This window comes from Nocardia brasiliensis, from assembly GCF_011801125.1.
Lineage (GTDB): Bacteria > Actinomycetota > Actinomycetes > Mycobacteriales > Mycobacteriaceae > Nocardia > Nocardia brasiliensis_C.
In genome coordinates this window covers 4,330,490-4,356,352 of record NZ_CP046171.1, presented here as the reverse complement: position 1 = coordinate 4,356,352, position 25,863 = coordinate 4,330,490, and the positions used below count along the sequence as shown (strand labels likewise).

The window sequence follows — 25,863 nt, the reverse complement described above, 5'->3', positions numbered from 1 at the left end:
TCAGGAGGCGGGATGCTCGACCACGAATCACCCCTGCATGCCCATGCCCGTCGGGCGACGACGTATCCGCTGACCGCGGCGCAGCGCGCGATCCAGCTGTTGCAGCAGATGGCAGGCGCGACGCCGTTGACCAACGCGCTGTATCTCGAACTCGACGGTGCGCTCGATCCCGCGCTGCTCATCGAGTCGTTCCAGCGCGCACTCGACGAATTCGAAGTCAGCCGCATGCGCGTGGTGGAGGTGGACGGACAGCAGCGCCAGCTGGTGGCCGAGACCGCCGACAGCGTGGTCCGGCACGTGGACTACACCGCGGCGTCCGATCCGGTTGCCGCGGCGCGAGATTGGATGGACCGCGACTATCGCACACCTATCGATCTGCGGCAGGGGCCGGTGGTGCTCGGTGCGCTGGTGCGGGTCGCCGAGCATCGGTGGTTCTGGTATCTGCGCGCCCACCACATCGTGTTGGACGGCATCGCCGCGCTGAACATCCTCACCCGCAGCGCGCGGCTCTACACCGCCGCGGTCGAGGGCATCGAGCCGGAGGCGCCGAAGATTCGACTGCTCGGCGACATCGTCGCGGCCGACGAGCAATACCGTGCCTCGCAACGTTTCGACGACGATCGCGTGTTCTGGTCCAAGTACGTGGCCGAGCTTCCCGAGCCGGTCACGCTGGGTGATCGGGTCGCGCTCGCCGAAGCGCACCCGCTGGCGGTGAGCGCGTTGCTGCCGGTGGACACCGACCGCGCGCTGCGTAGCGCCGTCGAGACCCGTGCGGCCGGACCGGCGGTGTTCGTCCTCGCGGCGTTCGGGCTGTATCTGGCGCGTATGACCGGCACTGATGACGTGGTGCTGAGCCTGCCGGTGTCCGCCCGGGTCACCGCATCGATGAGCCGCTCCGGGGGGATGACCGCGAATGTGGTGCCGTTCCGGATCACCGTGACCCCCGGGATGAGCACGGGCGCACTGCTCGCGCAGACCCAGCGCACGCTCATGGAGGTGCTGCGCGCACAGCGGTACCGGCACGAGGACATGCTGCAGGACTCGGAATCGGTTGCCGCGCGCCACCTTCCGCAGGCGGCCGGGCCGATGGTCGACCTGATGATCCTGGACACGAAGATCGTCCTCGGCGATATCACCGGGCGACTGCGGGTACTGAGCCCCGGCCTGATCTCCGACCTGTCGGTGAACGTCTATCCGGCGGTAGGCGGCGAAAGTACCCGGGTCGACTTCTTCGCCAATCCCGCTGTGTACACCCGGGACCAGGTCGCCGCTCAGCACCGGCGTTTCCTGGGGTTCCTGGACAGCTTCCTGCGCACGGCGCCCGAGGTTCCGGTGCGCGCGGTCGACCTGCTCGACTCCGGCGAACGCCGGTCGCTGCGGGAGCTGGGCGACGGTGGGCTGGGGCCCGAGCCGATCACGTTGCCCGACATGCTTTCTCGCGCGGCCCGTGCGCACGGGGAGCGAATCGCGGTCCGGGAGGCGACGCGCACCTGGACCTATCACGAGCTGGACGAGTGGTCGAATCGCTGTGCGAGGGCGTTGATCGCCGCCGGTGCCGGGCCGGAGACCACGGTCGCGGTGGCGCTCGCGCGCTCGGGGGCGTGGGTGCGGGCGGTATGGGCGCTCGCCAAGACCGGTGCCGCGTTCGTGGCCCTTGACCCGGCCCATCCGGTCGAGCGTAACCGGACCATCCTGGCCGACTGCCGCGCCTCGATGGTGCTTACCGGCGGTGAAACGGCCGAGGGTGCAGCCGAATTGGTCGACGACGTGTCGCGGGTGTGCGACCTAGACCGCCTCGAGCTCGGCGCGTTCGAGGCGGCGCCGCTCACCGACGCGGACCGACGGGGTGCGGTGCGGCTCGGCAATACCGCGTACATCGTCTACACCTCGGGTTCGACGGGGACCCCGAAAGGTGTTGCCGTCACCCATGCCGGGTTGTCCGCGATCTCGACCACCCTCGGGCAGCGGTATCGGATGGATGCCGATTCGCGGGTATCGGCAGTGGCGGCACGCACTTTCGACGCGGCGGTGTTCGAACTGCTGTCGGTGCTGTCGGTCGGGGCGGCACTGGTGCTCGCCCCCGTCGACGTCTTCGCGGGCGCGGCATTGACGGAGCTGTTGCGTGCCGAGGAAGTGACGCATGCATGTTTGACACCCGCCGTCGCGGCGACACTCGACGCTGGGCGCCTCGACCGGCTGCGCGTGCTCATGATCGCCGGTGAGGCCTGCCCGCCCGCGCTGGTACGGCAATGGTCGGCGGGCGACGCCGCCGGAGATCGGTTGCTCTACAACCTGTATGGGCCCAGTGAGGCCACCATCTGGGTCACCGGCGCGGCGTTGCGTCCCGGGGACGCGGTGTCGCTGGGGAGTCCGATACCCGGGGTTCGGATCGCGGTTCTGGACGTGTGGCTGCGGCCGGTGCCGTTCGGTGCGGCGGGGGAGTTGTATGTCAGCGGTCCGGGGGTGGCCCGCGGCTACCTCGGCCGGGCCGCGTTGACCGCGGCGTCGTTCGTGGCCGATCCGCACGGACCGGCGGGGACGCGGATGTACCGCACCGGTGACATGGTGCGCTGGGAACGGAGCGACTCCGAGCGTGCGGCACTGATATTCGTCGGCCGAGCCGACGCGCAGATCAAGATTCGGGGCCAGCGCATCGAACTCGGTGAGATCGAAGCCGCGCTGGCCCGGCTGGACGAGGTCCGCCACGCCGTGGTCACCACGTTCGGCGCCGATGGGCACGAAAGCATCGGTGTGGCAGCCTATTTGACGGCAGTGCCGGGTCAGGTCATCGATGTCGAATCCGTTCGTCGGGAGACCGCGCGCCGACTGCCCTCGTACATGGTCCCCGACATCGTCACGGTGCTCGACGAATTGCCGATGACCTCGAGCGGAAAGCTGGATCGCCGCGCGCTGCCCGCACCGCGCCGGTCGGTCGCCGCGTACCGCGCCCCGGCGTCGCCGTTCGAGGAGCTCGTCGCCGTCGCGTTCGCCGAGGCGCTCGGGGTGGACCGCGTCGGCGCCGACGACGACTTCTTCGCCCGTGGCGGGCACTCGATCTCGGCGACGCGGGTGGCCGCCCAGCTCACCGAGCTGACCGGCCGCGCGGTCGGCGTGCGCGATGTCTTCGACGCACCGACCGCCGTCGGGCTTGCCGTCCTGCTCAGCGAGCGCGATACCGAGGCGGGACCGGCGCGGCCCGAGCTCGTCGCGCGGAAGCGGCCCGCGCGAATTCCGTTGTCGTTCGCGCAGGCACGCATGTGGTTCATCAACCGATTCGAACCCCAGTCGCCGACATACAACGTGCCATTGGTCTTCCGGCTCATCGGTGCGCTGGACACCGCGGCGTTGCGTGCGGCGCTCGGTGCCGTGCTCGCGCGCCACGAAGCGCTGCGCACGCGTTACCCGGACCTGGACGGCGTGCCCTGTCAGGAGGTGCTGCCGAGCGCGCTGGCCGTGCCCGAACTCGAGGTGAGCGTCATCGATCCGGCGGAGCGGGACGCGGCGGTGGCCCAGCGGGTGCGGCGCGGCTTCGATCTGGGCGTCGAACTGCCGTTGCGGGCGTCGGTACTGCGGTGCGGCGCCGGCGAGCAGGTCCTGGTGCTGGTGTTGCACCATATCGCCGCGGACGGTCTGTCGATGGCCCCGCTGGTGCGCGACCTCGCCATGGCATACGCGGATCTGTGCGCGGGCCGGGAGCCGCAGTGGGCCCCGCTGCCGGTGCAGTATCCCGATTACGCGCTGTGGCAGCGCGAACTGCTCGGCACCGAAACCGTCGAACACAGTATGCTTGCAGGCCAATATCGTTATTGGACAGCGGAATTGGCCGACGCGCCGCAACCGCTCGCGCTGCCCATCGATCGGCCGCGCCCCCCGGTGGTGAGCAATCGCGGTGACGTAGTCGAATTCACCGTCGACGCGCCCCTGCGCGAGGCCCTGTATCGCCTGGCCCGGGAGCGTCGGGTCAGTGCGTCGATGGTGTTGCAGGCGGCGCTGGCGGTGCTGCTCTCGCGGCTCGGCGCGGGCACGGACGTCTCGATCGGCGCGCCGGTCGCCGGGCGCACCGATCCCGCGCTGCGGGACCTGGTGGGATTCTTCGTCAATACCTGGGTGCTGCGGGTCGATCTGTCCGGCGCACCGTGCTTCGAGCAGGTGCTCGACCAGGTCCGCTGTAAAGCGCTGTCGGCCTACGAGAATCAGGACGCGCCCTTCGAGCGACTGGTCGAGCTGCTCAATCCGGTCCGGTCGACGGCCTATCACCCGCTGTTCCAGGTGTCGCTGGAATTGCAGAACGACGGCCTGCCCACGCTCGAACTGCCGGGCCTGGCCGCCGAATTCCTGTCCTGCTCGACCGCGAGCGCCAAGAACGATCTGCACATCGATCTGATCGAGATGCCCGGCACCGTGGACGCGCCCGCGGTGTTGGCGGGCCGGGTCGAGTACGCCACCGACCTGTTCGACCGGTGCACGGTGACCGGCATCGCCGAGCGCTTCACCCGCGTCCTGCGGGCGGTGAGCACGGACCCCACCGCCGCGATCGCCGATATCGATCTCCTGGACGACGCCGAGCGCGAACAGCTGCTGACGCACTGGAACTCGCCGGTGGCGGCGCAGACCCCGGCGACCACGATCGTGGCCGCGTTCCGGGAGCGGGTCGCCGCGGCTCCGACGGCGGTCGCGCTGTGCTGCGGGGACGACGAGCTGACCTACGCGGAATTGTCCGCGCGGGTCGATGATCTGGCGCGGGTGCTCGTCGCTCGTGGCGTGCGTCGCGGGTCGGTGGTGGCGGTCGCGTTGCCGCGTTCGGTGGACCTGGTGACGGCGATCTTGGCCGTGGTGGTCGCCGGCGGTGTCTACCTGCCCATCGATCCGGAGTACCCGAGTGAGCGGCTGGAGTTCATCTTCGCCGACGCCGATCCGGCGCTCGTGGTCACGACCGCCGGCGTGGCGGACGGTCTGCCGCTGGGGGAGCGGCCCGTGCTGCGCTTGGCTGACGTGGATGGTGGTGTGGCGGTGGGTCTTCCGGTGGTTGGTGGGGGTGATGGTGCGTATGTGATTTATACGTCGGGTTCGACGGGGCGGCCTAAGGGGGTGGTGGTCGAGCACCGTGGTGTGGTGAATATGGCGGTGTATGGGTGGCCTGGTGGTGTGGGTGGTCGGGTGTTGTTGCATTCGTCGATGGCGTTCGACGCGTCGGCGTATGAGCTGTGGCCCGCGTTGTTGTCGGGGGCGACACTCGTGATCGCACCGCCCGGTCGTGCCGATGTCGCGCAGCTGAGCCGGACGGTGACCCGCCATGGCGTGACGGATCTGTACGTGACGACACCGCTGTTCGAGATCCTGGCGAGCGCGGAGCCGCAGGTGCGGCTCGGCGCGGTCCGCCGGGTGGTCACCGCCGGTGACGCGCTGCGGTCGGCCGCGGCAGCCCGATTCCGGGACCGGTGGCCGGGCATCGATGTGGTCAATGCTTATGGGCCGACCGAGAACACGGTGTGCGTGTCGACCTACGAGCTCGCCGAGTCGCGGGAGTGGGCGGACGCGGGCAGTGTGCCGATCGGCGGGCCCGTGGGGAATATGCGGGTGTACGTGCTGGATTCGCGTCTGCGGCCGGTACCGGTCGGTGTGGCGGGCGAATTGTACGTGGCCGGAGTGCAATTGGCCCGTGGCTACCGGAATCGACCGGGCGCGACCGCGGAGCGATTCGCCGCCTGTCCGTTCGGGACCGGCGCGCGCATGTACCGGACCGGTGACGTCGTGCGCTGGACCCGTGCCGGGGTGTTGGAATTCGTTACCCGTGCCGATGAACAGGTCAAGGTGCGCGGGTATCGGATCGAACCCGGCGAGGTGGAGAACGCGCTGACCGCGCACCCGGCGGTGTCGCAGGCGGTGGTGGTCGTCCGCGAGATAGGCACGCGGGCAGTCGATTCTGTGGGCCTGGACAAACGGCTGATCGGCTACATCGTGCTCGATCGCACCGCAGGGGCTCGGCCCGAGACCGTCGCGGCCGACGAACTGCGGCGCTTCGCGGCGCAGCGGCTGCCGGAGTACATGGTCCCGGCGGCGGTCGTCGTTCTCGACCGACTGCCGTTGACGCCCAACGGAAAGGTGGACCGGCGCGCGTTGCCCGCGCCGGAATTCGCCATTGCCGTGGGCCGCGCCGCGGCGACACCGGTCGAGCAGCACATCGTCGATGTGTTCACCGAGGTGCTCGGCCTCGACCGGGTCGGCGCGGAGGACGACTTCTTCGCCCTTGGCGGGCACTCGCTCTCGGCGATGCGGGTGGCCGCCCGGTTGACCTCGGTGCTCGGGGCCGAGGTGGGCGTGCGGGAGGTGTTCGAGGCGCCCACTCCGGCCCGGTTGGCACAGGCGCTCACCGAACGCGACGCCGCGGTCGGTTCGGCGCGGCCGGTACTGGCGGCCCGCCCGCGACCGGACCGGATGCCACTGTCGTATGCCCAGTCCCGTCTGTGGTTCATCAACCGATTCGAATCGGACTCACCGGCCTACAACATCCCGATGGTGCTGCGGTTGCGCGGACCGCTGGATCAGGACGCGCTGTCGGCGGCGTTGACCGACGTGGTGGCGCGGCACGAGAGTCTGCGCACGATATTCCCGGACGAGGACGGGGTGCCGTTCCAGCGGATCCTCCCGCCCGAGCAGGCCGCGGTGTCGATCGAGACGCGAACGGTCCAGCCGGGCGCGCTCGAGCCGACCCTGCGGCGGCTGGTGCGGCGCGGCTTCGATGTGTCGACCGCGATGCCACTGCGAGTGTCGGTGTTGCGCAACGATATCGACGATCACATCGTGGTGCTGGTCCTGCACCACATCGCCGCCGACGGCTGGTCGATCGCGCCCTTCGTGCGCGACCTGTCCGCCGCCTATGTCGCCCGCGGCCAGGGGCGGGCGCCCGGGTGGGCGCCGCTGCCGGTGCAGTACGCGGACTTCGCGCTGTGGCAGCGGGACACGCTAGGGGTGGAGTCGGACCCGGACAGCGTCCTGGCCACCCAGTTCCGCTATTGGGAACGCGAACTGGCGGACGCGCCGCAGCCGATCGCGTTGCCGACCGACCGCCCGCGCCCGCCGGTCGCGAGCAACTGCGGTGACGTCCTCGAGTTCGCCTTCTCGGCCGAGCTGTGCGAGCGGCTGTACCGGTTCGCCCACGACCGACAGGTGACGGTGTCGATGCTGTTGCAGAGCACGCTCGCGGTGCTGCTGGCGCAAGTCGGTGCGGGCGAGGACATCTGCATCGGTGGGCCGGTGGCCGGGCGCAATCACGAGGCCACACACGATCTGATCGGCTTTTTCGTCAATACCTGGGTGCTGCGGGTGGACCTGTCCGGCAACCCGCGTTTCGCGCAGGTGCTCGACCAGGTTCGCCGAAAGGCGTTGACCGCCTACGAGAATCAGGACGCCCCGTTCGAACGGCTGGTGGAGCTGCTGCAACCGACGCGCTCACCGGCGTATCACTCGCTGTTCCAGGTGTCGTTCGCGCTGCAGAACAACCTGCTGCCCGAGCTGCGCCTGCCGGAGCTCGCGGTGGAGATCGTTCCGGCGATCACCGGCACCGCGAAATTCGATCTGCACGTCGACGTGGTCGAGCGCGTGGATCCGCTGGACCGGACCGCGGTTCCGTTGTTGGACGGGCGCATCGAGTACGCCACCGACCTGTTCGACCGCGGCACCGTCGCCGAGCTCGCCGAGCGCTATCTGCGTTTGCTCGACGCGGTCAGCACGCACCCCGAGACGTCCATCGGCGAGCTGGATGTGCTGACGCCCGCGGAACGCGAACGGGTGCTGCGGGTCTGGAACGACACCGCGGCACCGCTGCCGGAGTCGTTGTCGCTGCCGCGGCTGTTCACTCGACAGGTCGCGGCCGCGCCCGAGGCCGTCGCCGTCGTGCACGCGGACGGGGAGATCACCTACCGCGAATTGTCCGCGCGGGTCGATGATCTGGCGCGGGTGCTCGTCGCTCGTGGCGTGCGTCGCGGGTCGGTGGTGGCGGTCGCGTTGCCGCGTTCGGTGGACCTGGTGGCCGCGGTGTTGGCCGTGGTGACGGCCGGGGGCATGTATCTGCCGATCGACGCGACGTATCCGAGTGACCGGCTCGAATTCGTGCTCGCCGACGCCGACCCGGTCCTCGTCGTGACGACGGTCGCCACGGCGGCCACGCTGCCCCTGAACGGCCGGTCTGCACTGTGCGTGGACGCCGCTGACGTGGATGGTGTTGTGGCGGTAAGTCTTCCGGTGGTGTGTGGGGGTGATGGTGCGTATGTGATTTATACGTCGGGTTCGACGGGGCGGCCTAAGGGTGTGGTGGTCGAGCACCGGGGTGTGGTGAATATGGCGGTGTATGGGTGGCCTGGTGGTGTGGGTGGGCGGGTGTTGTTGCATTCGTCGATGGCGTTCGACGCGTCGGCGTACGAGCTGTGGCCCGTACTGCTGGGTGGGTCGACGCTCGTTGTCGCGCCACCGGATCGGCTCGATCTGGCCGCCCTGTTGCGCACTGTGCGGCGTGATCGGGTGACCACGATGTTCGTGACGACCGCCCTGTTCGAATTGCTCGCGACGGCGGAGCCCGGTCTCGATGCCGGTTCGGTGCGTCAGGTCGTCACCGGTGGTGATGCGCTGAGTCCGGCCGCGGTGACGCGATTCCGGGACCGCTGGCCGGGCGTCGATATCGCCAATGCGTATGGGCCGACCGAGAACACGGTCTGTGTGTCGACCCACGAGATCCGTGCCGCGCACGGGTGGAGCGGCGCGGCGCGGGTGCCGATCGGCGCGCCGGTGCCGAATGTGCGGGTGTTCGTGCTGGATTCGCGCCTGCGGCCGGTACCGGTGGGCGTGGCGGGCGAGTTGTATGTCGCAGGAATGCAATTGGCGCGCGGTTACGCGGGAAGGCACGGCCTGACCGCCCAGCGGTTCGTGGCCTGCCCGTACGGTACCGGCGCACGCATGTACCGTACCGGCGACGTGGTGCGCTGGACCCGCGACGGAATACTGGAATTCGCGGGCCGCGCCGACGACCAGGTCAAGGTGCGCGGCTATCGCATCGAACCCGGCGAGGTCGAGGCGGCCCTGGTAGCGCACCCGGCGGTGTCGCGAGCCGTGGTCCTGGCCCGCGACACCGGGTCCGCGGCGACCGACGCGGCCGTGGCCGACAAGCAATTGGTCGCCTATGTGGTGCTCGACCGGGAAACCGCGGTGTCCGACAACGGAGATCGGGCCGCCGAGCTTGTCGGACACTGGCGACAGGTCTACGACAATCTGTACGCGGGCAAGGAAAGCTACCTCGACACCGAGCGCGCGGTCGCCGAGCCGATGGCCTTGGACGCGGATTTCGGTGGCTGGCACAGCAGCTACACCGGACAGCCGATTCCGGTGGCGCAGATGCGGGAATGGCGGGACGCGGTCGTGGCGCGGATTCTCGCGCTGCGGCCGGTGCGGGTGCTCGAGATCGGTGTCGGGTCGGGCCTGCTGATGTCCCGGTTGGCCCCGCAGTGCGCCGAATACTGGTGCACCGACTTCTCGGCGGCGACCATCGGCAACCTGCGCGCGCGGCTGTCCGAATCGGCGGTGGACTGGGCGGAGCGGGTGCGCCTGCGCGTGCAGTCCGCCGACGACGTCTCGGACCTGCCGGTGGACCGCTTCGATCTGGTGGTGGTGAATTCGGTAGCGCAGTACTTTCCGAACGCCGCGTACCTGATCGATGTGATCGAGAAGGCCATGGGTCTACTGCTGCCCGGCGGCGCGCTGTTCCTCGGCGATCTCCGGAATCTGGCCCTGCTGCGGGAGTTCGCCACCGGCACCCAGCTCGGCCGGGGCGCCGACGCGGACACCGTGGCGGCCGTGCGTGAGCGGGCGCGGCGCGCGCTGCTGGCCGAACAGGAATTGCTGGTGGCTCCGGAGTTCTTCCTCGCGGTGCGAGAGCGCCTCGCCGATGTGGCCGCGGTGGACATCGAGCTGAAATACGCACCCGTCGACAACGAACTGACGCGCTACCGCTATGACGTGGTCCTGCAAAAGTCACCGGCGCGGGTGCGCTCGGTGGCCGACGCACCGCAGTGCGCCTGGTCCGAAATCGTCGACCTGCACGGTCTTCGTGCCCATCTGCTGGCCGAGCGGCCCGCGACCCTGCGCGTGCTCGGCATACCGCACACCGGTACGGCACTGGACGTCGCGGCGACGCGCGCCATCGATGGCGCGGCCGAACACGAGCGGGTCGCCGATCTCGATCTGGACGATGCGGCCGCCACCCTGCTGCCGCACGAGATCCGGGCACTCGGCGCGGAATTGGGCTTCGCCGTCGCGGTGACCTGGTCGTCGGTGGCAGGCCGGATGGACGCGGTGTTCGTCGACGGTGCCGACGAGACCACCGTGTTCGACGAGATCTATCCGAGCACCGGGCCATTGGCCGCGCTGGGCAGCTACGTCAACGACCCCGGCGTCGCCGACCTGGTCGCCGAGATCCGGGAGTTCAGCGCGCGGCGCCTGCCGGAGTTCATGGTGCCCGCGGCCGTCGTCGTGCTCGACGAGTTCCCGTTGACACCGAACGGGAAAGTCGACCGCCGCGCCCTGCCCGCCCCGCAGCTGCGCACCCGCACCTATCGGGCGCCGTCGACGCCGGTGGAGGAGATCATCGTCGCGGTGTTCGCCGAGGTGCTCGGCGCCGACCGGGTCGGTACCGAGGACGACTTCTTCGCGCTGGGCGGGCATTCGCTGTCGGCCACGCGGGTGGCGGCCCGGGTTGCCGCGGCGACGGGCCTGACGGTCGAGGTGCGCGACGTGTTCGACGCGCCCACCGCCGCCGGGTTGGCCGCGGTCTTGGCCGCGCGCTCCGCGGGGCCGAGCTCGGCGCCGGTGCCACAGCCTCGGCCCGATCGAATACCGTTGTCGTTCGCGCAGTCTCGGATGTGGTTCATCAACCGCTTCGAGCCCGAGTCGCCCGCCTACAACGTCGCCATGGTGTTGCGCCTGCGCGGGCCACTGGACACGGCCGCGTTGTCCGCCGCGTTCGGCGACGTCGCGGCGCGACACGAGAGCTTGCGCACGGTGTTCCCGGACGAGCGGGGCGTACCGTGCCAACGGATTCTGCCGTTCGACGGTCCCGTCGCAGTGCCCGTGGAGCCGGTCGATCCGCTCGAGCTCACCCACCGGGTGGCCGCCATCGTGCGACAGGGCTTCGACGTGTCGGCGCGGCCGCCGTGGCGAGTCGCTCTGCTGCGCAGTGCTTCCGAGGAGCACCTGCTGGTCGTGGTGCTGCATCACATCGTTGCCGACGGGTGGTCGATCGCGCCGTTGGTGCGCGACCTGTCGCTGGCGTACACCGCGCGGCGCGTGGGCGGGCTGCCGAAATGGACGCCGTTGCCGGTGCAGTACGCGGACTACACGCTGTGGCAGCACGCGCAGCTCGGTGCGCAGACAGATCAGGACAGTGTCGCGGCCCGCCAACTCGCTTACTGGACAGCGCATTTGGCTGACCTGCCGCAACGTCTGGAACTGCCCGCCGATCGGCCGCGACCCGTGGTGGCCACGCAGCGCGGTGGTACCTATTCGTTCGGTTTGGACGCCGCGACGGTCGCCGGCCTCGCCGCGGTGGCGCGTGATCAGCAGGTCACGGTGTTCATGGTGGTGCATGCCGCGTTGGCGGTGCTGCTGGCCCGCCTGTCCGGCAGCGCCGATGTCGCGGTGGGCACGCCGATCGCGGGCCGCGGTGCGTCCGCGCTGGACGGTCTGGTCGGCATGTTCGTAAACACGCTGGTGCTGCGCACCACGGTCGATCACGGGGGGTCGTTCGCCGATCTGCTCGACCGGTGCCGCCAGGTGGACCTGGATGCTTTCGCGCACGCCGACATTCCGTTCGAGCGCGTGGTCGAGGCCGTCGACCCACCCCGTAGCCAGGCGCACCACCCGTTGTTCCAGGTGATGCTGGCGTTCCAGAACCTCGACCTGGACCTGGAGCTGGCACGGCTGCCCGGCCTGCGGGTCGAGCCGCTGCGGAGTCTCGACATCGGGGTCGAGCGCTTCGACATGACCGTGACGATCGCCGACATCCCCTCCGGCGCCACCGATTTCGCCAGCGCCGTGCCGGTCACCATCGGTTACGCGCTGGATCTGTTCGACCGGCCGACGATCGCCGCGTTCGCCCGGCGCTTCCAGCACATCATGCGTGCCGTCACGGCCGAGCCGGCACTGCGTCTGCACACTCTGGATCTGCTCGCGGTGGACGAGCGAATGCTGTTGCGCGAGTGGGCCGACGGTGGGCACTCCCCGGCGCCGGGGCTACTGGCCGAGATATTCGGGCATGCCGCCGGGCAATTCCCGGCGCGGCCCGCCGTGGTGGCCGCGGGGGAGGAATGGACCTACCGGGATCTCGACGACTGGTCGAATCGGTGCGCTCGGGTGCTGATCGAACACGGCGCGGGCCCGGAAACGGTGGTCGCGCTTGCTGTTCCGCGCTCCGCGGCATGGCTGCGGGCGGTCTGGGCGGTCGCGAAGACCGGGGCCGCCTTCGTGTCCCTCGATCCGGCCCAGCCGCGCGAGCGCAACCGGGCCATTCTCGCCGACTGCGCGGCGGTCGTGGTGCTCACCTGTGGCGAACAGGCCAGCGCGACAACCGGGGAGTGGGAATTGCCCGGGACCACCGTGCTCGATCTGGACGGAGTCGAGGTGGCGACGCGGGACGCGGGCCCGATCGGGGACGCGGATCGGCGCGCGGCGGTACGGCCGGACAACATCGCCTACATCGTCTACACCTCGGGCTCGACAGGCGCCCCGAAGGGCGTCGCGGTGACCCACGCGGGGTTGTCCGCGATCGGGTCGGCCACCCATCGAGACCATGGGGTGACGTCGCAATCCCGGGTATTGGCGGTCGCCGCACGCACTTTCGACGCGGCGATCTTCGAGCTGTTGCTCGCGATACCCGCGGGCGCCGCGTTGATCGTCGCACCCGAGGAGGTCGTCGCCGGGCCGCCGCTGGCGCAATTGCTGCGCGCGCAACGCATCACACACTGCTTCCTGTCGCCGATGGTGGCGCTGTCGGTCGAGCCGACCGGGCTCGACGATCTCCGGGTGCTGCTGACCGGCGCGGAGGCATGCCCGCCCGCGCTGGTGGAACGCTGGTCCGGCACCGATACCGCGGGCGTGCGCACTGTGCACAACCTCTACGGCCCCAGCGAGGCCACGGTCTGGGTGTCGGGTACGCGATTGCGTGCCGGTGACCCGATCTCGGTCGGTGCGCCGATTCCCGGCTTCCGTGCGACGGTCCTGGATGCCTGGCTGAACGAGGTCCCGCCCGGCGTGGTCGGCGAGCTGTACGTCGCCGGTCCCGGTGTCGCCCGCGGCTATCTCGACCGGGTCGGTGCCACCTGCGCCGCGTTCGTGGCGGACCCGTTCGGGCCCGCCGGGTCGCGCATGTACCGCACCGGAGATCTGGTGCGGTGGCTGCCGACCGAAGCCGACGGCGGCACCCTGGTGGTCGTCGGCCGCGCCGATCATCAGGTCAAGCTGCGTGGTCAGCGCCTGGAACTCGGCGAAATCGAGAGTGTGCTCGCCGCATTCGACGACGTGCAGCGCGCCGTCGTCACCCAGGTCACCCAGGGTGCGACCGCACGCCTCGCCGCGTACGTCACCGCCGCGCCGGGCCGGTTGCCCGATCCGGCGACCCTCCGGGAGGCGGCCGCCCGAAAGCTCCCGTCCTACATGATCCCCGACACCGTCACCGTCCTGGACGAGCTGCCGCTCACCACGAGCGGGAAGATCGATCGGCGCGCGCTGCCGGAACCGCAGTGGGCGACAACGACGTACCGGGCACCGGCGAACGCCACCGAAGAGGTGGTGGCCACGGTGTTCGCCGAAGTGCTCGGCGTCGATCGGGTGGGCGCCGACGACGACTTCTTCGCCATGGGTGGCGACAGCATCGTCTCGATCCAGCTGGTGGCCCGCGCGAAAGACCGCGGCGTCGTGTTCACCCCGCGCCAGGTGTTCGAGGCACGCACGGTCGCCGCATTGGCACGGGTCGCCGAATCGGTCGATCCCGCACCCGTTCTGGCCGAATTGCCGGGCGGCGGCGTCGGGCGGCTGCCGCTCCCGCCGATCGTCCGGTGGATGGTGGAGCGCGGCGGGTTCGAGCGCTTCAACCAGACGCTCGTGCTCAACGCCCCGGCCGGACTGGACCGGGCCGGGCTGGTCGCGATCGTGCGGGCGGTGCTCGACCGCCATGACATGCTGCGGGCTCGGCTGTGGCACGACGGCCACGACTGGCAGCTCGAGGCGCGCCCGAGCGGGTCGGTGGACGCGGAATCGCTGGTGCATCAAGTGGTACTGGACTCGAACTGTGCTCCCGCGCAATGCCGGCAGCTGGTGCGGACCGAGGTAGCAGCCGCGCTCGGGCGGCTCAACCCGGCCGAAGGCGTTGTGTGGCAGGCGCTTTGGGTGTCGCACGGCGACGGTTCGCGCGGCGGTCAGCTGATCGTCGTCGGCCATCATCTGGTGGTGGACGGAGTTTCGTGGCGCATCCTGCTGCCGGATCTGCGGTCGGCGTGGCAGCAGTATCGCGCGGGCGCGGCGGTCGCGCTGCCGCCGGTGGGCACCTCGATGCGGCGCTGGGCGCACGGCCTGGCCGAGGCGGCGCGGGCACCGCGGCGGGTGGCGGAGCTCGCGCTGTGGCAGGGGATCGTCGACGGGCCGGACCCGGCCCTCGGCGTGCGTGCGGTCGAATCCGCCGCCGACACGATCGGCGTTCGGCGAGTGGAGGTCTCAGCCGGGGTCACCGAGGCACTGCTGACGCGGGTGCCCGCGGCCTTCCACGGCGACGTACAGGATGTGCTGGTCGCCGCGCTCGCGCTGGCCGTGACGCGCTGGCGGGCCGGTCGAGGCGGGTCCGAGGCGTCGACACTGGTGCGCCTCGAGGGGCACGGGCGTGAGGAGCAGGTCGTCGCGGGCGCGGACCTGACCGCGACGGTCGGCTGGTTCACGACCGTGTATCCGGTGCGAATCGACCTGGCGGGAATCGATCTCGAAGCGGCCTTCGCCGGTGGTGCGGCGGTCGAGGCGGCGGTGAAGAGCACGAAAGAACAGTTGCGTGCGATCCCGGATCACGGCATCGGCTACGGACTGCTGCGCTATCTCAACCCCGAGGCCGCGCGGACACTGCCTGCCGCGCTGCCGGCGCAGATCGCCTTCAACTACCTCGGGCAGCTGCCGTCGAGCGGATCATCCGGCGTCGCGACGACCGCTGAGTTCGCCGTTACCGACGAACTCGGCGCTCCGGTCGCGGACGCGGATCTGTACGCCATGGCGACGGCCACGGTCGACATCACCGCGGTGGTGACCGAGGGACGGTTGTCGGCCACCTTCGGCTATCGCGAGGCCGTGCTCGACGACGCGGAAGTCGCTGAGCTGTCGCGATTCTGGGTCGACGCGCTGCACGCCATCGCGGCCAGGCCGCAAGCCGGTGGGTACACGCCGTCCGACTTCCCGCTGGTGCGGGCGACACAGGCCGATATCGCGACGTGGGAGACGCGGTACCCGAGCCTGGCCGACGTGTGGCCGCTCTCGCCATTGCAGACCGGCCTGCTGTTCCACGCGCAGCTGGCCGAGTCGGCGGTGGATGTGTACGCGGTACAGCTCGCGATCACGCTCTCCGGCGATGTGGACGCCGCACGTCTGCGGCATGCGACCGGGGTCCTGTTGCGGCGGTACCCGAATCTGCGAGTGGCGTTCGGCGCCGACATCGCGGGTGTCGGCGTGCAATTCGTCCTCGACGAGGCGCGCCTGCCGTGGCGCGAGGTGGATCTGCGTGCCGTGGCGGAGGCGGAAGCCGAAGCCGCGCTGGCGGACGTGCTGGATCGGGACAAGGCGGAGCCGTTCGATCTCGCCACGGCGCCGCTGATGCGGTGCACACTGATCGCGACCGGCGCGGGCCGGTACACGCTGGTGCTCTCGTACCATCACGTGCTGTTCGACGGCTGGTCGATGCCGACGCTGCTGCGGACGCTGCTGGCCGCGTACGCGAATCCGGACGACGTGGCGCTCGCGGAGCCGCAGGCGGCTTACCGGTCCTACCTCGACTGGCTGGCCAGACAGGATTCGGACGCCTCGCTGCGGACGTGGCGGCACGCGCTGGACGGCGCCGAGGCGACGCTGTTGAGCCCACGTGGCGCGGCATCGGACCCGGCGGCGCGAACGAACTCTGTCGCGGTGGAATTCGACGAGGTGGGTATCGACCGGCTGGTCGCCGCGGCGGCGGCCGCCGGGGTCACGGTGAACACCGTGTTCCAGGTGGCGTGGGCCATTGTCGTCGGCTATCTGGCCGGTCGCGACGATGTCGTATTCGGGACGACGGTGTCCGGACGGCCCGCCGAGCTGCCCGGCATCGAATCCGCGGTCGGCTTGTTTATCAACACCATTCCCGTGCGAGTCCGCCGCGGTTCGGGTGAAACGCTCGGCGCGCTGCTGCGTCGGGTGCAGTCCGAACAGTCGGCACTGCTGGAGCACCACCATGTCGGGTTGACGGATATCCACGCCGCACTGGGTGTTTCGACTCTGTTCGACACGGTGCTGGTGTTCGAGTCCTACCCGGTCGACGAGGCCGCGCTCGCGGCGCAGGCCGCGGCGGTCGACGGTATGCGGGTCGAAGGGCTGCGTTCGAACGACTCAGCGCACTATCCCCTCGCGCTGGTGGTGGCCAAGGGGCAGCGCTTCCGGGCGCACATGCAGTACCGGCCGGGCATTTTCGCGCACGCGCAGGTTCAGGCCTGCGCCGATCGGCTGGTGCGTGTGCTGGCGGCGATCGCGGCCGATGCCTCGGTCGCGGCGGAATCGATCGATCTGTTGACCTCAGCTGAGCGGGCTCGGCTCGTCCCGGTGCGCGGCGGTGCCGCGCAGCCGCCGCGGGTACTCGCTGACCTGCTCGCGGCAGGCTCCGCCGTCGATCCCGCCGCGCCCGCGGTGGTGTCGGGCCCGGTGACGCTGAGCTTCGGCGAGTTGGAGAGCTACTCGAACCGGTTGGCGCGGTTGCTGATCGGCCGCGGCGTCGGTCCGGGTGACGCGGTCGCGCTGGCGATGCCGCGTGGCGTCGAGTTCCTCGCCGGACTGTGGGCGGTGACCAAGGCCGGTGCCGCCTTCGTGCCGATCGACCCGCGCCATCCGTTGGATCGGGTCACCGGCATGACCGCCGACGCCGGTGTGCGCCTGGCGATGTCGGTGACCGAGACCGCCGCCACGGTGCCCGGCGCGCTGGAGCGAGTGCTGCTCGACGCCCCGGACCTGCCCGCGCGGCTCGCGCAGTTCCCCGCCGACGCGGTGACCGACGCGGACCGGACCGGCCCGCTCCACCCGGGACACGTTGCCTACGTGGTCTATACCTCCGGGTCTACGGGTACGCCGAAGGGTGTGGTGGTCACGCACGAGGGCCTGGCGAACTTCACCGCCGAGCAGCGTGCGCGGTACCGCGTGGACGCGAGCGCTCGCGTACTCGCGGTCTCGGCACCGGGTTTCGACGCCGTCATGATGGAACTGCTGATGGCGCACCCGAACGGCGCGGCGCTGGTCGTCTCGCCGCCGGACATCTTCGGTGGCGCGCAACTCACGGAGATTATTCGCACGCAACGGGTTTCGCACGCGTTCGTGACGACGAGCGTGCTGGCGACCATGTCGCCCGCCGACTTGCCGTCGCTGCGGGTGCTCGTCACCGGTGGCGAACGGGTGCCCGCGGAACTGGTCGCGGCCTGGGCACCGGGGCGGCAGCTCTATGTCGCGTACGGGCCGACCGAGACGGTCATAGTCACGACCATCAGCGAGCCGATGGCTCCCGATGCGCCGGTGACACTGGGCAGGCCGATCCGCGGTGTCGAGGCGGTCGTGCTGGACGCGCTGCTGCGGCCGGTGCCGGTCGGCGTGCGTGGTGAGCTGTATCTCGGTGGTATCCAGCAGGCGAGGGGCTACCTGAACCGGCCCGCACTGAGTGCCGCGACCTTCGTGGCGAATCCGTATGGGTGCCAGGGCTCTCGGCTGTACCGGACCGGTGACCTGGTGTGCTGGACCGCGGACGGCGAGCTGGAGTTCCTGGGTCGCAACGACTTCCAGGTCAAGGTGCGTGGGCAGCGGATCGAACTCGGTGAGATCGAAGCGGTGCTCGCGCGACAGGACGGGGTGACGCGCGCCGTAGTGGTGCACCGCGCGGAATCCGAACGGCTCATCGCCTACCTCGTCGGCGCCGATATCGAGCCGGATCGAGTGCTCGCGGCCGCCGGGCAGCAACTGCCCGCGCACATGGTGCCTGACGCGTGCGTGGTGCTGACCGAGCTGCCGCTCACGGTCAGCGGCAAATTGGACCGCGCGGCACTGCCGGAACCGCAACAGCGCACGCGGACCTACCGGAAACCGGAGACCCCGGCCGAGCGGTTGGTCGCGGAGGCGTTCGCCGAGCTGCTCGGGGTGGACCGGATCGGCGCGGACGACGACTTCTTCGCACTCGGCGGGCATTCGCTCTCGGCGATGCGGGCGGCGTCGCGGTTGTCCGCGAGCGCGGGTGTGCGGATCGGTGTGCGCGAGGTCTTCGAGGCGCCGACCCCCGCGCGGCTGGCGCTGGTGTTGGCGGCGGCCGGTGGCGTCGCGGCGGCCCAGCCCGAGCTGGTGGCACAGGAGCGGCCCGAGCGGGTGCCGCTGTCGTTCGCGCAGCTGCGGATGTGGTTCATCAACCGATTCCATGGCGCCGCAGCGGGTTACACGATCCCGCTGGTGCTGCGGTTGACCGGCGAGTTGGACACCGCGGCGCTGAGCGCCGCGCTCGGCGACGTGGTGCGCAGGCACGAGAGCCTGCGCACCGTCTTCCCCGACGACGAGGGGACACCGTCGCAGCGGGTACTGCCTGCCGACCACACCACGGTGCCCATCGAGGTGCGGTCGGTGGCGCCCGCGGAACTCACCGCAGCGGCCGCCGACGCCGTGCGGCACGGTTTCGACCTCTCGCACGAGCTTCCGCTGCGTGTCACGCTGCTGGACTGTGGTGCGGGGGAGTACGTGCTGGCCATGGCGATCCATCACATTGCCGCGGACGGGTGGTCGCTGGCGCCGTTGGCGCGCGACCTGTCCGCCGCGTACACCGCGCGCCGGTCCGGGCTGGCTCCGGAATGGAGCCCGTTGCCGGTCCAGTACGTGGATTACGCGCTGTGGCAACGTCGCGTGCTGGGTTCGGAAACCGATCCCGGGTCCCTGGCGGCACGCCAGCTGTCCTATTGGACAGCGCATTTGGCGGGTGCACCGGACCGGCTGGAGCTGCCTGCCGACCGGCCGCGACCATCGGTCGCCTCGCAGGCAGGCGGCAGCTACTCGTTCGTGCTGGACGCCGAATTGTTCGCGGGCATCGGCGCACTGGCGAACGCGAGCGAGACGACGGTGTTCATGGTGTTCCATTCGGCGCTGGCGCTGGTGCTGTCCAGGATGTCCGGCAGCGACGACATCACCGTCGGCACGCCGATCGCGGGTAGGGGCGCGGCCGCGCTCGACGATGTGATCGGCATGTTCGTCAACACCCTGGTGTTGCGGACCCGGATCGACGAAACCCGCTCGTACACCGCCCTGCTGGACGAGGTGCGCCGGGTGGATCTCGAGGCCTTCGCCAACGCCGACATTCCGTTCGAGCGCGTGGTGGAGGCCATCGATGTGCCCCGCTCGCAGGCGCACCACCCGCTGTTCCAGGTGATGCTGGCATTCCAGAACCTCGACCTGGATCCGGCCTCGGCGCAACTGCCCGGCATCCGGGTCGCGCCGATGCGGCTCGACACCGGCGTCGAACGCTTCGACCTGTCCTTCACTGTCGCCGACCTGCCGGATTCGACCGGCGCGATCCCGATCACCATCGGTTACGCGACAGACCTTTTCGACCGCTCGACGGTCGCGGACCTGGCACATCGACTCGTGCGGATACTGCGCGCGGTGGTGGCCGATCCCACCGCCGTGCTGCGTGATCTCGAAGTGCTCGATACCGGCGAGCGAGAATTGTTGCGGGCGTGGGGCGATGGTGGCACCGCACCGGATCCGCGCACCCTGGGCGAGATGCTTTCCGCGGTGGCCGCGGCGCACCCGGATCGGCACGCGGTGGTGGATGCCCGGCACCGCCTGACCTATCGGGGATTGGATCGCTGGTCGAACCGATTCGCGCGAGCGCTGATCGATCAGGGCGCGGGGCCGGAAACCGTGGTGGCGATCGCGGTGCCGCGCTCGTCGGCCTGGGTGCGTGCGGTGTGGGCGGTCGCGAAGACCGGTGCCGCCTTCGTCTCCGTCGATCCCGCACAACTGTGGGAGCGCAATCGGTTCGTTCTCGGCGACGTCGCCGCGACGGTGGTGCTCGTCGACGGCGAATCCGACGGCGACACCGCCGGATTGGATCGGGCTCAGCTGCATCGCGACGGAACTCCGGTGCTCGATGTGGCTCGGCTCGATCTGCTCGACTACAGCGACATACCGGTGACCGACGATGACCGGCGTGCTCCGGTACGGCCCGAGAACACCGCATACGTCGTATACACCTCGGGAACCACCGGTAAACCGAAGGGCGTCGCGGTCACCAACTCCGGCTTGGCCGCGGTCGCCGCCGCCCAGTGGGAGCGGTTCGACCTCGGCCCGGACGCCCGGATGCTGGCCGTCGCCGCAAGGACTTTCGATGCGGCGGTGTTCGAGTTGACCGCGGTCGCCTGCGCCGGTGCGACATTGGTCGTCGCCGCCGGTGACGCCTTCGCCGGTGCGCCATTGACCGAGTTGATCGCTGCCGAAGGCGTGACGCACGCGTGCCTGACCCCCGCGGTGGCGGCCACGCTGGCGACCGAGCGGCTCGATGGGCTGCGGGTGCTGATGGTCGCAGGCGAGGCGTGCCCGCCCGCCCTGGTGCGGCAATGGTCCGGCACCGACGCCGACGGGGTGCGCGCCCTGTACAACCTGTATGGGCCGAGCGAGGCGACGATCTGGGTCACCGCGGCCGAATTGCGGTCAGGCCTACCGGTTTCGCTCGGCGAGCCGATTATCGGTGTCAGAGTGGTGGTCTTGGACGCGAGCCTGCGCCCGGTGCCACCGGGCGTCGTGGGGGAGTTGTACACGGCCGGTTGCGGTGTGGCGCGTGGGTATCTCGATCGGAGCGCGTTGACGGCGTCGTCGTTCGTCGCCGATCCCTTCGGGCCGCCCGGTTCCCGGATGTATCGCACGGGCGACCTGGTGCGCTGGGTGCCCGCGGGCGAGCGGCGCGTACTGATGTTCGTCGGCCGCGCCGACCGGCAGGTCAAGATCCGCGCCCAGCGCCTGGAACTCGGCGAGATCGAGGGCGTGCTCGCCGGATTGGCCGAGGTGCGCCAGGCGGTGGTCGTCCCGCACACCACCGGTGACGATGCCGAGAACGGCAGCGGCACGGTGCGCTTGGCCGCCTACGTCACACCGGGTCCGGGACACGCGCCTGACCCGGACACGGTCCGGGCGGCACTGGCGGACCGCCTGCCGTCGTTCATGGTGCCCGACGTCGTCACGGTGCTCGCGGAACTGCCGTTGACCTCGAACGGCAAGGTGGATCCGCGCGCACTGCCTGCCCCGGAGTGGGCGGTCGTGCCGTATCGGGCCGCCGCGACACCGTTCGAGGAGCTCGTGGCCGCGGCGTTCGCGGAGGTGTTGGGCATCGACCGGGTGGGCGCCGACGACGATTTCTTCGCGCTCGGCGGGCATTCGCTGTCCGCGACGCGGGTGGCGGCCCGCCTCGGCACGGTGGCGGGTACCGAGGTGAGCGTGCGGGAGGTGTTCGATACACCGACCGTCGCCGGTCTGGCACGCACGCTCGCCGTGCGCGCGGCCGGCGCGGTGGAACCGGTGCGGATGCGGTTGTCGGCTCGCGAGCGGCCCGAACGGCTGCCATTGTCGTTCGCGCAGTGGCGGATGTGGTTCCTCAACCGGTTGGCGCCGGACTCACCGGCCTACAACATTCCGCTCGTACTGCGGTTGACCGGTGCCCTCGATGTCGCGGCGCTGACCGCGGCCATCGGCGATGTGCTGGCGCGGCATGAAGCGCTGCGCACGGTGTTCCCGGACCGCGACGGCAGCCCGTGTCAGCGGATCGTGCCCGCGGACGAGGTCGACGTCCCGGTCGAGGTGCGCACCGTCGCCGCGGGCGAACTCGTGGACGCGGTAGTGCCGTTGGCGCGGCGTGGATTCGAACTGTCGACCGAGTTCCCGGTGCGGGTCACCCTGCTGGACAGCGGTTCCGGCGAGCATGTGCTCGTGCTGGTGCTGCATCACATCGCGGCGGACGGATGGTCGCTGGGGCCGTTGGCGCGCGATCTGTCGCAGGCATACGCCGCGCGCCAGGCAGGGCAGACACCGGAGTGGGCCGCGTTGCCGGTGCAGTACGCGGATTACACGCTGTGGCAGCGGGAAATGCTCGGCACGGAAACCGATCCGGACAGCGTCTCGGCACGGCAACTCGGGTACTGGACGAAGCAATTGGCGGGCTTGCCGGATCGGCTGGACGTGCCCGCCGACCGCGTCCGGCCCGCCGTGGCCTCGCAGCGTGGCGGCACGTATTCCTTTGTGCTGGAGCCTGCTACGGCGGCCGGCGTGGACCGAGTCGCGCGTGCGCGGCACTCGACGGTGTTCATGGTGCTGCACGCGGCGCTTGCGGCACTGCTGTCGCGAGTGTCGGGCAGCGGCGATATCGCGATCGGTACGCCGATCGCGGGGCGCGGCGCGGCCGCACTCGACGGTCTGGTCGGCATGTTCGTCAACACGCTGGTGTTGCGCACCCGAGTCGACGCGGCCGAGACGTTCGGCGATCTGCTCGACCAGTGCCGCCGCGTCGATCTGGCGGCGTTCGCCCATGCCGACGTTCCGTTCGAACGGGTGGTGGAGGCGATCGATCCGCCGCGCAGTCAGGCGCATCATCCGCTGTTCCAGGTGATGCTGGCCGCGCAGCATCTCGACCTCGACCTGATCGACGCGCAGTTGCCGGGAATCCGCTGCACACCGGTGGATCTCGGCATCGAGGTGGAACGATTCGATCTGACCGTCACCGTGTCCGAGGCTCCGGCCGCCGATGGTGGACTGCTGATCGGGATGAGCTACGCCCTTGATCTTTTCGATGAGCGGACCATCGCCACGCTGGGGCAGCGGCTGGTGCGCGTGATCGACGCGGTGGTCGGCGATCCCGCGGTGCGGCTGCGCGAGATCGAGGTGCTCGACTCGAGCGAGCGAACGATGGTGTCCGCGTGGGGTGTCAGTGGCGCGGGCCCCGAGCCGGTCACCTTGTCCGCGATACTCGATCACGCGGCCGCCGAGCACGCGGATCAGGTGGCGGTGGTCGACGGCGGACAGGCGTGGACGTATCGCGAGCTGGACGAGTGGTCGAATCGCTGTGCCCGCATGCTCATCGATGCCGGTGCGGGGCCGGAATCCGTGGTCGCGCTCGCGGTCCCGCGGTCGGCGACGTGGCTGCGCGCGGTGTGGGCCGTCGCCAAGTCCGGTGCGGCGTTCGTCTGCCTCGATCCCGCGCATCCGGTCGAACGCAACCGCGTCATTCTCGCCGACTGCGCTGCGGAGATCGTCCTGTTCGGCGGTGAAAGTGGTTTCTCGGCAATAGGTTCGGGCCTGGTGGGTACTGGTTCCGCCGCGGGTGACGCCGAGGTTCGGATGATCGACCTGGACCGGCTCGACCTTTCGCGGTGCGGCAGTGCACCGGTGAGCGATATCGACCGGAGAGCGACGGTGCGTCCCGGCAACACGGCCTACGTCGTGTACACGTCGGGGTCGACGGGGACGCCCAAGGGCGTGTCCGTGACCCATGCGGGCCTGGCCGCCGTCGCGGCGGTGCAGCGTTCGCGCTTCCGGGTCGGCGCCGCGTCCAGGGTATTGGCCGTGGCCGCACGGACTTTCGATGCGGCGATGTTGGAGTTGCTGCTCGCGGTACCGGCCGGCGCGGCCTTGGTCGTCGCCGGGGACGATGTCTTCGCCGGGGAGCCGCTGGCCGAACTGCTGCGCACCGAGCGCATCACGCACGCCTTCCTCGCACCCGCGGTCGCTCTTTCGGTCGACCCGGGCGGGCTCGACGAGCTGCGGATGCTGTTGACCGGCGCCGAGGCATGCCCGCCGGAGCTGGTGCGGCTCTGGGCGGGCACGGATGCCGCCGGTGTCCGCGAGGTGCACAACCTCTATGGGCCGACCGAATCGACCATCTGGCTCGCCGGTGCGCGGTTGCGTGCCGGTGATCCGGTGTCGGTGGGTGCCCCGATTCCGGGAGCCCGTGTGCTGGTGCTGGATTCGTCGCTGCGTTCGGTCGCGCCGGGGACCGCGGGTGAGCTGTACGTGGCCGGTCCGGGTGTGGCCCGCGGATATCTGAACCGGGCTGGTATGTCCGCGGCCTCCTTCGTTGCCGATCCCTTCGGGGCGCCTGGCTCGGTGCTGTACCGCACGGGAGATGTGGTGCGGTGGCGGGTCGTCGGTGCCGGCGCGGCCGAACTGGTGTTCGTCGGCCGCGCCGACCATCAGATCAAGATTCGCGGACAACGCTTGGAACTCGGCGAGATCGAAGCGGCCATGGCGGATCTGGACGATGTGCGGCACGCGGTAGTCGCTGTCGACTCCGGCGGTGCGCGGTTGGCCGCCTATGTGGTCGCGGGGCAGGGGAGCCGACTCGATCCGGCGGCGATCCGGCAGGCGGTGGCGCGACGGTTGCCGTCGTTCATGGTGCCCGACACCGTCACCGTGCTCGACGCCTTGCCGCTGACCGCGAACGGAAAGGTCGATCGCCGCGCGCTGCCCGCACCGGAGGGTGCGGTGCGGCCGTATCGAGCGCCCTCGACCGCGCTCGAGGAAACCGTGGTCGCGGTGTTCGCCGAGGTGCTCGGTGTCGATCGGGTCGGTGTCGACGACGACTTCTTCACGCTGGGCGGCACCTCGGTGGTGGCCATGAAGTTGGTGTCGCGCTTGCGTTCCCGCACCGGGATCGCGGTGCCCTACCGGCTGCTCTTCGCCGACTCGACGCCCGCCTCGCTCGCGCGGTATCTGGCGGCGCCGCAGTCGGAGCTGGGCGTCTCGCTCGGCGTGCTGACGCCGCTGCGCGCCGCGGGCAAGGGCACCCCGCTGTTCTGCGTCCATCCCGGCGGTGGCCTGGCCTGGGTGTACGGGGCGCTCGCGGGACACCTGGACCCGGACCGGCCCGTGTACGGCCTGCAGGACCCGTACATCGTCGAAGACGGCGCGCGACTCGAATCAGTCGAGGCCTATGCCGAGCGTTACGTCGAGGAACTCCTGAAGTCGTTCCCGGAAACCACGTTCCACCTGCTCGGTTGGTCGCTCGGCGGAAAGATCGCCCACGCGATGGCGGCGCGGCTGCGTCGCCTGGGGCACTCGGTCGGCCTGCTCGCGCTGGTCGACACCGGCGTCGCGGAGAACCTCGAACAGGTACCCGACACCGAAGCCGATGCGGCACAGAGTCGTCGGGCATTGACCGAATTCCTGCGCGGCTGGCGGGAATTCCTCGGCATGGACGACGCGGCACAGATCGACGATCCGGCGCGGTTGCTCCCGCTGATCGCGGAGCGGCTCAGCAGCGAAGGCATCCTCACCCCGCAGCAGGTGCGGCGCGTGACGGAGAGCTTCACGCTGCCGGTGCCGCACGCACCGGGCCGTTTCGACGGTGACGCCGTGCTGTTCGTCGCCGCCCGCGAGTCCTATCGAGATCAGATCGCGGCAACCTGGCGTGGGCATATCACCGGCACCATCCACGAGATCCCGATCGATGAATGGCACACCGGGATGATGAACCCGGAAGCCGCCGCCGTGATCGGCCCGCGCCTGAACACCTTGCTCCGGGAGGTGGAGTCGGCCCGCCGACCGTGA

At 70.3% G+C, this 25,863-nt stretch carries 1 protein-coding gene; it reads left to right on the top strand.

Features of this window, described 5'->3' with window-relative positions; genetic code table 11:
- Nucleotides 1–12 precede the first annotated feature (12 nt).
- Nucleotides 13–25,863, top strand: coding sequence for a non-ribosomal peptide synthase/polyketide synthase (locus F5X71_RS19640; RefSeq protein WP_167463359.1), 25,851 nt, complete (start codon nucleotides 13–15; stop codon nucleotides 25,861–25,863).

Coding starts and splice junctions, on each gene's coding strand:
- F5X71_RS19640 (WP_167463359.1), top strand. CDS start 13: ATGCTCGACCACGAATCACCCCTGCATGCCCATGCCCGTCGGGCGACG.